The sequence below is a fragment of the Enterobacter cloacae complex sp. IR5412 genome (assembly GCF_049237385.1).
In the GTDB taxonomy this organism is placed as follows: Bacteria; Pseudomonadota; Gammaproteobacteria; order Enterobacterales; family Enterobacteriaceae; genus Enterobacter; species Enterobacter intestinihominis.
In genome coordinates, this window is record NZ_JBMKHQ010000012.1 from 126403 (window position 1) to 137671 (window position 11269).

Sequence of the window (11269 nt, forward strand, 5' to 3'; positions counted from 1 at the left end):
TTCCAGCCTTTCGTCGATAACAGTTTCTGACCATCGCCATAACCATGTCATGGAGGAGACTAACCGTGTTTCAGAGGTGAGCTGGTGCCTGGCAAAACATACAAACTCAAATATCAGGAAGCGAGTTTAGTTGTTTATAACATGCAGCCGTGTAACTGATTAGGTACCGGCAAAAGGAGGAAATAATGTTTGAAAACTACGTTTGTAAAATCTATGTAAGCAATGATCCTCATTTTAGTAGCCATCTCGAAGCAACTGCGTTTGGTTTCGATAATGGTCAGCAGCAAAAGATTCTCACCGCAGCCCATGTTGTTACCAATGCTCTTGGAAAAATTTATCCCGTCAGCAATACACTTAAACTTTACGTCAAATTTCTTAACCATCAAGGACTGGTGAACGAAGAGCCTGTTCTAGTCGATTTCATTCTCAATGAGGCTAATGACAGGGCAGACTTTAAAGACGGCATTCCGTTTGTTGACAGTGCAGAAATCGTATTACCAGCTGGAATACAACAGCCTGTAAGTAGTTACTTTAAGGTCCTGGCTCCCGCAGCTGGCATGGGTACATTGGGTGTCGGATATCCAATGAATGAGACAACAATTTCGACATTCCCTGGTGAAGTTTCAGGCATTTGGCCTTTAAATTGCTCAAATCATTCTCCCCAACATCTCACAACTCGCTTTGTAATAGCACATTTCAACACCGATGGTTGCTCTGGTGGACCCTATGTCGTCTCCGAGAATGACGAGCATTTTGTCATTGGAAGTCTGGTTGGAATAATGTCTGGAACCTGCCCAGATTCAAATCCACACATGTCTGTTCAGTCCGCTACTGATTTTTAGCAAAGTCAGTTCCAAAATGACGCTGGCACGATAGTTATTTTGGGTCTGCCCGATATGGCGTCTGCCCTTACTAACAGCAACAGCATTGAAACTGACAAACATGAACTCGAAAGTGCCACAATAGTAAGTCATGATTTCTTCATCACTTTTATGGTGCTCTTTTTCACCTATCACACAGCAAGTTATGAATACGAGGCCTGTAATGGACGCTACCGAAACTGAAGAGCTCGAAAAAATTCGCAAGAAGGCAATGGATGAAGTTACAAGTGCTCTTCAGGCGCTTGAAAATAAGTTCCCGGGTATTACTGAGGGCGCAGCAGCTTTGGCGGGGTCAGGCGTAGGCGCAGCGGCTTCCTTCGGTGCTCTCTATACGCTTGGTACAACGGGAGTGTCAGCAGCAGGCATAACCTCCGGGCTCGCTACAGCAGGGTCTATCGTCGGTGGCGGTATGGTTGCAGGCATTGCGGTATTGGCCGCACCTGTAGCTGTGTTAGGGATTGGCGGGTACGCGATAGTGAAACACAAAAAAAATGCGAAACTGACAGCCGCCCTTAGTCAGGCCATCCAAAAGCTCTACGAAGTTCAGGAAAGGTTGATGTCGAATGCGGAATATTTTAAGGCAGAAATTGCTGGCATCAAGGCAACAATCGACATGCTTACTAAGAAAGCTCCAAAAGGTAGCCTGGTCGCGGTGAGGTAAACACATGAGTCAGTCTCCTTATGATGATGAGTTCAGGGCCATCCGTTATATTCAGCTCCGTGGTCAGGATATCGCGAACGCTCACGAGACAATTAACAGTGATATAGAGAGCCTTAAGGCACAGTTGACCGGGCTAATCAGCGGCACTGAACTTGATGAAGCGGAGCATCTGGCGCTTAAAGAACATCATCTGCGAGAAATGACCCCTTCAGATACTGCCATGCATTCTACTGGTCTCAAGACTATATATAGCGAGGCTAACCAGCGTGTATGCGGTGATATTGGACTGGCCACAATACTCTCCACGGATGACTTGGCTGTTGTAGATGCCCGGATCCAGAATCATATTAAAGAATTTAATGATCGCTACGCACTCGACGCCTGGGATTATGCTATTGCCTGCGGATGCGGGCTCATAGCATCCATGCTGGATTTACTTTGCGTCAGAGCCCCGCCAAAACCTACGGTGAGCTTTACGGCAGAAGTGGATGGTATTTTCAATAAACAGGTGCAGAAAGCCTTCAATGCCATTTTGCCGGAGGACCTGAGTACAAAACTCTCAGATTTGTTCCCTATAGGGGCACCAGACAGTTCGATCAGCAGCGATTTAGTGGGTGCGGCCGGTGGCGTTTTGTCTCCCACAAATCACCGCTTAAGAGCTTTGTCACACGATCCCGTACTGGGCATTATTTTCGGTATAAAGGATATGCTGAACGGGACCTGTACGGTGGTTCAGAATGGACAGATCGTGGTTTATCCTTCCAGTAAAGGCGTTACAGACGAAACCAATATTTTCAGGCTCATCGCCAGAATGTTTGGACACCTGGCATCGGATGTTAATGCCCCCTCAGCAAAAGGAAACCGTGGCATGGGGTTACCGGCTCCTTTTATGGGGCTACTTCGTATGCTTGAGGGGATCCCTGTGGGGAGTTCTAACTTCGGCAAACAAATAGAGTACATGTATGTCAACGGGTATGACTTTCGTCAGTTTATCGTGACAAGTATTCCGATGAGCATAATGGAAGTTTTGATGCGGGTTTTCTATGTGGCGAAACAGGTATCGCTGGGAAAAGGAGCTTTTGGGGAGACCTTACTGGATACCATGCCGTTGCGGCTAAATCCACGCTTCCGGATGATGCTTGCCCTGGGTTATGGAACTTCCAGTGCTGTTAACGCAGGTAAAATGTATATCACCGGCAATATTCTCAATGCGAATTACGCCTCCTGGATGGGGTTGGCCTGGAATGGTTTTCACTCACTCAAGTGGTCCCTTTATCAGCGACACTTAAAGCTTTGGGCCGGTATTGAAAAGGCAGAACTGGAACGGCTTCAGAACAATATAGACAGCATCGAGGCATTGACCATCATAGCAGGAAACTTGCCAGTCAAGTAACATTCACCGGAGCACCTCCGGAACCCCATAGCCCACCAGCTGCTAAAAATGTCTGCCTTTGCTTTTAATACTCTCTCTGCCTCCTCCCCGAGGCAGAGAGTAGCTCGTAGTTATTTATACAGCTCACAACAGGGCCATAAGATACTCCGCTTCTCGTTTACCGATGATCCTGATCTGTCAGCTCTCTTACCGGATGCTGTACGAGCGTAACGGCTTATTATTGATAGTTCTCTCATATCAAACCTCATAAAGATTTATGCTGCCACTTAGTAACAGCCTAAAGGTTGTACTCTCTATTTAACAGCTTTTAGGCTGTTAATTTGATATTACAGCTTTTAGGGTGTATGTTTAGAAAACAGCGTACAAGGTGTATCAGAGGAACTACTGAGGCCAGCTTATGATCAATAATGATTACCCGTTAAACACGCTCAACCAGTTGCGTCCCTTGCTCATTGGTTTTCGCAAGGCGAATGGCCTGACGCAAAAAGACCTGTCCGAAAGGTTAGGGGTCACTCAACAGACATACTCACGTCTGGAAGCCAACCCTGCCAGTGCGAGCATTGAACGGCTATTCAAGGTGTTTTCTATCCTGGGCGTAAAAATCAGCTTCTCCTCGACAACCGCCTCTTCAGAGGGGAAGCAGACGGAAGAAATGCTTAAATCAAACTCACCTGCACGACAGGAGAAATGGTAACGATATGAGCCGGAAACAGCAGCGTCTGGCAATCTGGATGAACGGAATCAAAGTCGGATACTGGGAAAAAAGTAAAGGGGTAGACAGCTTACAATACCTTCCTGACTGGAGTGCAGACGAACAGGGAAGGCCGCTGTCATTGTCCCTTCCTTTTACTCCCGGGAACCAGGTCTGGCGTGGAAATGTGGTACGTGACTATTTTGATAATTTACTCCCGGACAGCGAAGGCATACGCAGACGTCTGGCAATGCGTTACAAGGCCGATAGCCTGGAGCCTTTTGATCTTCTGACGGAGCTGGGAAAAGACTGCGTGGGCGCGATACAGCTGCTTCATGACGGAGATGAACCCACAGATTTATATTCCGTGAAGTATCACCCGCTTACTGAATCAGAAATTGCGGCAACTTTGCGTAATACCACGGAGACATTGCTACCGGGCAGGCCAGAAGATAACGACGACTTACGTTTATCTATTGCCGGTGCTCAGGAGAAAACAGCCCTACTGTGGCATGAAGATCGGTGGTGTATGCCGGAGGGTAATACACCAACGACGCATATATTCAAGCTACCGCTCGGACTTGTGGGGAACATGAAAGCCGACATGCGCTCGTCGGTTGAAAATGAATGGCTCTGCTCGGTACTTCTCGAACAGTACGGGCTCCCCGTGGCAAGAACGCAGATTGCTCACTTTGAAGATCAGAAAGCGCTGGTGGTAGAACGTTTTGACCGAAAATGGTCAGGAAACGGACAATGGATCATTCGTTTACCCCAGGAGGATATGTGTCAGGCCCTGGGCATTTCGCCATTACGAAAATATCAGGCGGACGGCGGGCCAGGTATATCGGAAATTATGGAAGTTCTGAGTAATTCAGACCGTGCTGAGCGTGACAAAGCGCAGTTTTTTATGACGCAGATAGTTTTCTGGATGATGGCCGCAACAGATGGCCACGCTAAAAATTTCAGTATTTCTATTGGGCCACAGGGACGTTATCACCTTACACCACTCTATGATGTGTTGTCGGCATGGCCGGTGATCGGTCATGGGAACAATCAGATATCCTGGCAGAAGTGCAAACTGGCGATGGCCGTACGTGGCAGTAGCAACTATTACCAGATATATCGAATACAACGACGCCACTGGATCAGGCATGGTGAGATAACCGGCCTGAGTAAACAGCAGACAGAGGCGATGATAGAGGAAATCATCGCCAGAACCCCGGGTGTCATTGAACGTGTTAGCGGGCTTCTTCCGGACCAGTTCCCCCAGCAGCTTGCGGAAAGTATTTTTGATGGAATGAGGCAGCAATGCAGGCGCCTGGCTGAGAAATGACAGCCGCAATTTATAGTGTGCATGTTTTCAGAATAGCTGATGTAAGCGTGAGGATTCAGTATGACTGAAGAACAAAAAAGAATAGAGCGGGCTATTGAGTTGGCTTGTCGTTACGGCGGAACCGATGAAATGCATCATCTGCAATGGGTCGTGGATCAGATGGTAAGAGAACTTGCTGGAGAACGTTATGCACAGATTGTAGCAGATGCCACCAGCGGAGAAGATGGGCCTGATACTTACAAATGGAGTGTTGGGATCGCGCCTTAGCATCTGTCAGTCTGGGGATGAAAACGTACTTAACATCCAGCGAATTCCCAGACTTCACATTAAGACTAGAGTAACGGCCGCAATCACGTGAGAGAAAAAAATGGCAATTTTAGCAATCATTGCAGTTATCGCCCTGGGTGGGTACGCCTGCGGGTTTATTAAAGCCCGTGAGCTGAGCGCTTTGCGTAAAGAAATGAAACTATACGTGGATCGCATGGAAGCGGCGGAGCTGGACTTACACGCAATCAGAAGTGTAGCGGAGCACCGGTTGCACGGTGCAGGTAAACAGTTTGCCGACCTTTACAGCCGTATCGACGGTGCAACTGTGACGCTGACACCCGAAGATCAGCTGTTACTGGCAACGATGCCATTTAATATTCAGGATGTAGAAGACATCGTAAACGAGCGCGGTCCAAAGACAATTAGCGGCCGTCCATTCTGGGAAGTTGAGCCAGGCCCGCATGACTATGAATATGGCCCGCAATATCCGTATTTCCCAGACCAGCGCTAGGAAGAGATCAAGATGAGAGAGCCAAGACCCCGCCATACCTTGCAGGTCATTCGAGTGCCTTCTCTGGAGGTTCAGGATCTGGGGCTGACCAGCTTTGATAGCTGGCTTGACGAGAACGGTTATGACAAAACGAATGCCAGAAATAACCGTACCATCTGGGCGAGAGAAGGCGGATGGCATCTGAAACGTTGCAGAAATCTGGAAACTGGCACGGACGATTTCTGGTTTATCGCTTTCGATGGTAAAGGCGGAAAGATATACCCGCTGAAAACCCAAAGAGACTACCGGGCTGCATATCGTAAGCTGGAAGCAGAAGGTTATGCACCTGCGGTCATCGAGCAAATGACCACAGGCGCAGCATATAACCTGGCCTATCCACGTTCCACCCTAAAACAAGCTGAGACGGCCACCAGCGAACCAAAGCGGAAACCTGACGTAGATGGGGTCGTCTCAGAAAACGGAATCTATGGTCACTCCCGTTTTTGCAACACCGATTTTGACGACAAGTTGGCTTGCTTGAATCTATCCGGCGTCTGAATGGGATTTTATTCCCGCGCCTTGATGAGTTCCGCGCCTGATGAACCTCCAGAAAATATACGGCTTCAATGAGCCTTTCCGTTTTACAGGTTCCTCAACAGGCCGGTGGGCCGTTAGTATCATCAATATCAGTATTCGCAAAACCAGATCAGTAATTCTTTAAACCGGTGTATTTCTGCCGTTATGCTACATAAGTTTGCTGTCGTGCCGTTAGGGCCCAGGCTATTCTGGCCAGCTTGTTTGCCAGAGCACAAGTGACGACAAAGTTGCTTTTCCGGCACAGTAAATCCCTGACCCAATCGGCCAATTTGCCAGACTGGTGTTCCAGTTTTTGTATGAATACCCTGGCACATTGAACCAACAAAGTTCGGATCTTTTTATTACCTCGCTTACTAATTCCCAGCAATGTCGTCCTACCTCCCGTGCTGTACTGCCGAGGTACAAGCCCTGTTGCCGCCGCAAAGTCACGGCTGCTGGCGTACTGCTTCCCGTCGCCAATCTCAGTTGAAATAGTACTCGCTGTCAGTGTTCCGACGCAGGGAATGCTCAGCAAGCGCTGTCCAACCTCATCTTCGTCCAACTTTCGTTTCAACTGGGATTCCAAATCTTTAATCTGCTCAACAAGATAGTGATAATGCTGTTGTAATTTCAGCAATAACTGGCTGAGGTAAAGAGGCAAACTATTATCCTCAAGAATGGTACTCAGTCGGCTAATAACGGCAGCTCCTCGGGGAACGCTAATGCCAAATTCCAGCAGAAAAGCATGCATTTGATTGGTTGTTTTTACCTTATCCTGAACCAGGGATTCACGGACACGATGCAGAGCCCGCATTGCCTGCTGAGATTCCGTTCTGGGCTGCACAAAACGCATAGACGGACGCGATGCAGCTTCACAAATAGCTTCGGCGTCGACAAAGTCGTTTTTATTGCTTTTAACGAACGGGCGGACAAATTGTGGTGATATCAGCTTTGGGGAATGCCCCAACTCTTCCAACTTGCGTGCCATAAAGTGAGAACCGCCACAGGCTTCCATTGCGATGGTTGTAGCGGGGCATGTCGCCAAAAATTCGATCAACTTTGGCCGGGTAAATTTTTTACGGTAAACAGCCTTCCCGCGACGATCCTGGCAATGAATATGGAAAGAGTTTTTACCCAGATCGATACCAATGAGCGCAATGTTTTCCATGATAGTTCTCCGAATGAAAGCCTGTCCTCAGCATAGTACCGGGAAGGAGGGAGTGACCATCTCATTAAATAAAGCACGCTAAGCCGGTGGCAGCGGTCGCAATGGCCTAAACTTCCCCGCACCGACCTTGGCGCTGCTGCGCCATAGGTAATCGCCGGTCAGGTTGATGTGCTCCCACCCCAGCGGCGACAGATATTGCAACAATGTGTCGTCCAGCGCCGTGCCGTTGCCACGCAAAGCACTGGTGGCACGCTCCAGATATACCGTGTTCCACAACACGATGGCCGCCGTCACCAGATTGAGGCCGCTGGCCCGGTAGCGCTGCTGCTCAAAACTGCGGTCGCGGATTTCACCCAATCGGTAGAAGAAGACCGCCCTGGCCAGCGCGTTGCGCGCCTCGCCCTTATTCAGCCCCGCATGGACGCGGCGGCGCAGCTCCACGCTTTGCAGCCAATCCAAAATGAACAGCGTGCGCTCGATGCGCCCCAGCTCGCGCAACGCCACGGCCAAGCCGTTCTGGCGCGGGTAGCTGCCGAGTTTGCGCAGCATCAGCGAAGCCGTTACCGTGCCTTGCTTGATGGAGGTGGCCAGCCGCAGAATTTCATCCCAATGGGCGCGTATTTGCTTGATGTTCAGCCTGTCGCTGCTAATCATCGGCTTGAGCGCGTCATAGGCGGCATCGCCCTTGGGGATGAATAGCTTGGTTTCGCCCAAGTCACGGATACGCGGCGCGAAGCGAAATCCCAGCAAATGCATCAAGCCAAACACGTGATCGGTGAAGCCTGCCGTGTCGGTGTAGTGTTCCTCGATGCGCAAGTCCGACTCGTGGTACAGCAGGCCATCAAGCACGTAAGTTGAATCACGAATGCCCACGTTGACCACCTTGGCACTGAAGGGCGCGTACTGGTCGGAGATATGGGTGTAGAAAGTCCGTCCTGGACTGCTTCCATACTTCGGGTTGATATGACCAGTGCTTTCTGCTTTGCTGCCGGTTCTGAAGTTCTGGCCGTCCGACGATGACGTGGTGCCGTCACCCCAGTTGCCGGCGAAGGGTTGCCGAAACTGCGCATTCACCAGCTCGGCCAGCGCCGTCGAATAGGTTTCATCGCGGATGTGCCAGGCTTGCAGCCAAGACAGCTTGGCGTAGGTGGTGCCAGGGCAGGACTCGGCCATTTTGGTCAGACCCAGGTTGATCGCGTCGGCCAGGATCGTCGTCAACAGCAAGGTTTTGTCCTTGGCCGTGTCGCTGGTCTTCAGGTGTGTGAAGTGGCGGGTGAAGCCCGTCCATTCATCGACCTCCATCAGCAACTCGGTGATTTTGAGGTGCGGCAGCAGCATAGCTGTCTGGTCGATCATGGCTTGCGCGGCGTCTGGTACTGCCGCGTCCAGCGGCGTGATCTTCAGGCCTGACGCGGTGGTGATGATGGCATCCGGTAAGTCGTTGGCCGCAGCCATGCGGTTGACTGTGGCGAGTTGCGCCTCCAACAATTCCAACCGGTCATGCAGGTATTGGTCGCAGTCGGTGGCCACTGCCAGCGGCAATTCGCTGGCCAGCTTCAAAGTGGCGAACTTCTCGACCGGCACCAGGTATTCGTCGAAGTCCTTGAACTGGCGAGAACCCTGCACCCAGACATCACCGGAGCGCAGCGCGTTCTTCAGCTCCGACAGGGCGCATAACTCGTAGTAACGCCGGTCGATGCCGTCGTCGGTCAGAACCAGCTTTGCCCAGCGCGGCTTGATGAATGCGGTTGGCGCATCGGCGGGCACCTTGCGCGCGCTGTCGCTGTTCATGCCGCGCAGCATGTCGATGGCATCGAGCACACCCTTGGCGGCGGGCGCAGCCCGCAATTTGAGCACGCCCAGGAACTGCGGCGCGTAGCGGCGTAGCGTGGCATAGCTTTCACCGATGTGGTGCAGGAAATCAAAGTCGGCAGGCCGCGCCAATGTTTGCGCTTCGGTGACGCTGGCGGCGAAGGTGTCCCAGGGCATAACGGCCTCGATGGCGGCGAACGGATCGCTGCCGCTTTGCTTGGCCTCAATCAACGCTTGACCGATGCGCCCATACATCCGCACCTTGTCGTTGATCGCCTTGCCGGAAGCCTGGAACTGCTGCTGATGCTTGTTCTTGGCCGCGTTGAACAGCTTGCCGATGATGCGATCGTGAAGGTCGATGATTTCATCGGTGACGGTGGCCATGCCTTCGATGGCCAGCGCTACCAGCGTGGCATAGCGTCGTTGCACCTCGAACTTTGCCAGATCAGCAGGCGTCATCTGGCCACCTTCACGAGCGATTTTGAGCAGGCGGTTCTGGTGAACCTGCCGCTCGATGCCTGCGGGCAGATCAAGTGCTTGCCAGGATTTCAGGCGCTCAATATGTTCGAGCATGTGGCGAGAGTTCGGTTTGGCAGGCGACTGGCGCAGCCATGCCAGCCACGTCACTTTACTGCCGTCCTTGCGCTTGAGAAGTTCGTCCAGGCGCTGACGGTGGGGTGATAACAAAGAATCGGTCAGCGCCGCGTAAATGCGTCGGTTGGCACGGGTGATGGCCTCGGCGCTTGCGCGCTCGATGGCATTCATGGCGGGCAGGATAATGCTCTGCCGCCGCAGATTCTCGACAAGTGCGCTCGCCAGCACGATGCCTTTGTCGGTCTGCAAGGCCAGCTCGGTCAATGTATGCACGGCTTGCCGATAGTGGCTCATGGTGAAGGGCTTGAACCCAAAAACCGTTTGCAGCTCGACCAAGTGCTCCCGCCGTGTCTGTTCGCGCTGGCCGTACTCGCTCCAACTTTCCACTGGCATCTTGAGTTGCGCGGCCACCATGCGCAACAGGGGCGGAAACGGAGGCTCATCGACGCCCAAAAAGGTGCCAGGGAATCGCAAGTAGCAAAGCTGCACAGCGAAGCCCAATCGATTCGCGGCGCCGCGACGCTGACGGATCACCGACAGGTCGGTTTCGTTGAACGTGTAGTGCCGTATCAGTTCGTCTTTGGCATCTGGCAGTGCCAGCAGGCTTTCGCGCTCGGTGGCGGACAGGATTGAGCGGCGTGGCATGGTCAGTCTTCCCGCAGGTACTGGTACAAGGTTTCGCGGCTGATGCCGAAGTCACGGGCCACCAAGGTTTTTTGGTCGCCTGCCGCAACTCGCCGTTTCAACTCGGCAATTTGTTCGCTGTTCAGCGATTTCTTTCGTCCCCGGTAGGCACCGCGCTGCTTGGCCAGCACGATTCCCTCGCGCTGACGTTCGCGGATCAGGGCGCGCTCGAACTCAGCGAAGGCTCCCATGACCGACAGCATCAGATTGGCCATCGGTGAGTCCTCGCCGGTGAACTTCAGCCCTTCTTTGACGAACTCCATGCGCACGCCCCGTTGTGTCAGCCCTTGGACGATGCGGCGCAGGTCATCAAGGTTGCGTGCCAGCCTGTCCATGCTATGCACCACCACGGTGTCGCCCTCGCGGACGAAGGCCAGCAGCCTTTCCAGCTCGGGACGCTGGGTGTCCTTGCCAGAAGCCTTGTCGGTGAACACCCGCGCCACCTGAACACCCTCCAATTGCCGTTCCGGGTTCTGGTCGAAGCTGCTGACGCGGACATAGCCGATGCGTTGACCTTGCAAGATGCCTCCAAAGGCAAAAGTGTCAGGATGAAATCTATTACCTTTGACGGAATATGTCAATCAATAGGAAATTTAACTCTATTCTGACATCGTTTGTCGTTTTCAGAAGACGGCTGCACTGAACGTCAGAAGCCGACTGCACTATAGCAGCGGAGGGGTTGGATCCATCAGGCAACGACGGGCTGCTGCCGGCCATCA

Annotated in this window: 11 protein-coding genes; 8 read left to right on the forward strand and 3 right to left on the reverse strand. The window is 52.0% G+C overall.

Translation table 11 applies throughout. The features are described from left to right. Nucleotides 1–185 precede the first annotated feature (185 nt). The 8 genes from ACOTX2_RS19240 to ACOTX2_RS19275 all read left to right on the forward strand — a co-directional run bounded on the left by ACOTX2_RS19240 (nt 186) and on the right by ACOTX2_RS19275 (nt 6274). Nucleotides 186–842 (forward strand): trypsin-like serine protease, encoded by a 657-nt coding sequence (locus tag ACOTX2_RS19240; RefSeq protein ID WP_000462754.1) that lies wholly within the window; start codon nt 186–188, stop codon nt 840–842. A gap of 202 nt (nt 843–1044) precedes the next feature. Beyond that, a complete protein-coding gene (locus tag ACOTX2_RS19245; RefSeq protein ID WP_000340139.1) occupies nt 1045–1542 on the forward strand; it encodes a membrane protein in 498 nt (165 codons plus the stop codon). Nucleotides 1543–1546: 4 nt separating this feature from the next. Then, on the forward strand, nt 1547–2935 hold the full coding sequence (locus tag ACOTX2_RS19250; RefSeq protein WP_012695445.1) for a hypothetical protein: 1389 nt from the start codon (nt 1547–1549) through the stop codon (nt 2933–2935). Between the two features lie 400 nt (nt 2936–3335). Then, nucleotides 3336–3629 carry a helix-turn-helix transcriptional regulator gene (locus tag ACOTX2_RS19255; RefSeq protein ID WP_012477377.1) on the forward strand — a complete coding sequence of 98 codons (294 nt, stop codon included), beginning with the start codon at nt 3336–3338 and terminating at the stop codon, nt 3627–3629. 4 nt (nt 3630–3633) lie between these two features. Beyond that, entirely contained in the window at nt 3634–4959 is a 1326-nt protein-coding gene (locus tag ACOTX2_RS19260) for a type II toxin-antitoxin system HipA family toxin (RefSeq protein ID WP_000088044.1), read from the forward strand. Nucleotides 4960–5019: 60 nt separating this feature from the next. Next, nucleotides 5020–5226: a hypothetical protein gene (locus ACOTX2_RS19265; protein ID WP_000134171.1), complete on the forward strand. Its 207-nt coding sequence runs from the start codon at nt 5020–5022 to the stop codon at nt 5224–5226. 100 nt (nt 5227–5326) lie between these two features. Further along, the gene (locus ACOTX2_RS19270) at nt 5327–5737 is read left to right on the forward strand and encodes a hypothetical protein (RefSeq protein WP_000985909.1); all 411 of its coding nucleotides are present in this window, start codon (nt 5327–5329) and stop codon (nt 5735–5737) included. Between the two features lie 12 nt (nt 5738–5749). Further along, nucleotides 5750–6274: a hypothetical protein gene (locus ACOTX2_RS19275; protein WP_001805097.1), complete on the forward strand. Its 525-nt coding sequence runs from the start codon at nt 5750–5752 to the stop codon at nt 6272–6274. 181 nt (nt 6275–6455) lie between these two features. Here ACOTX2_RS19275 and ACOTX2_RS19280 read toward each other — a convergent pair whose 3' ends face one another. The 3 genes from ACOTX2_RS19280 to ACOTX2_RS19290 all read right to left on the reverse strand — a co-directional run bounded on the left by ACOTX2_RS19280 (nt 6456) and on the right by ACOTX2_RS19290 (nt 11071). Continuing rightward, nucleotides 6456–7460, reverse strand: coding sequence for an IS110-like element IS4321 family transposase (locus ACOTX2_RS19280; protein WP_000427623.1), 1005 nt, complete (start codon nt 7458–7460; stop codon nt 6456–6458). 78 nt (nt 7461–7538) lie between these two features. After that, a complete protein-coding gene (locus tag ACOTX2_RS19285; protein ID WP_001138073.1) occupies nt 7539–10511 on the reverse strand; it encodes a Tn3 family transposase in 2973 nt (990 codons plus the stop codon). Between the two features lie 2 nt (nt 10512–10513). After that, nucleotides 10514–11071 carry a recombinase family protein gene (locus ACOTX2_RS19290; protein ID WP_001162012.1) on the reverse strand — a complete coding sequence of 186 codons (558 nt, stop codon included), beginning with the start codon at nt 11069–11071 and terminating at the stop codon, nt 10514–10516. Nucleotides 11072–11269 lie beyond the last annotated feature (198 nt).